Source organism: Desulforhabdus sp. TSK (assembly GCF_022836495.1).
Classification (GTDB): domain Bacteria; phylum Desulfobacterota; class Syntrophobacteria; order Syntrophobacterales; family Syntrophobacteraceae; genus Desulforhabdus.
Genome location: NZ_BQXM01000215.1, coordinates 1 through 342, shown reverse-complemented (window position 1 = coordinate 342; position 342 = coordinate 1). Strand labels below are relative to the sequence as shown.

At 61.7% G+C, this 342-nt stretch carries 1 protein-coding gene; it reads right to left on the bottom strand.

Going from position 1 to position 342, the window contains the following annotated elements; translation table 11 throughout:
* Positions 1-342, bottom strand: a 342-nt coding sequence (locus MWC30_RS22150) for a hypothetical protein (protein ID WP_244086351.1), incomplete at both ends; no start/stop codon positions are given.

The window sequence follows — 342 nt, the reverse complement described above, 5'->3', positions numbered from 1 at the left end:
GGGTCATGACGTCTTCTTCTGAAACCTGCTCGACCTGCGCGACTCCCAAAACGAACGGATAGAGGTAATCAACGGTTGCCGAAACTCCACGAACGGCTGCCCAGCGGCAAATGACGCGGGCGGTGTGTTCATCGGCCTCCAAAATGGCCAGTGAATCCGCAAGGGGGGCAGCCTCTTTGGCGCTACAACGGGCGCGCCTGGCCACAAAGGAAAGCGTGAGGTGCCGCGGGCAGGTGGCGCGCACTTCATGCGCTACGGCAGGAACGGGGAAGCCGAAGGGCGTTTCCTCGTAAATGGCGCGATCCATTTGCCGGGGGAAAACCGGTGCATGGTCGCCATGGG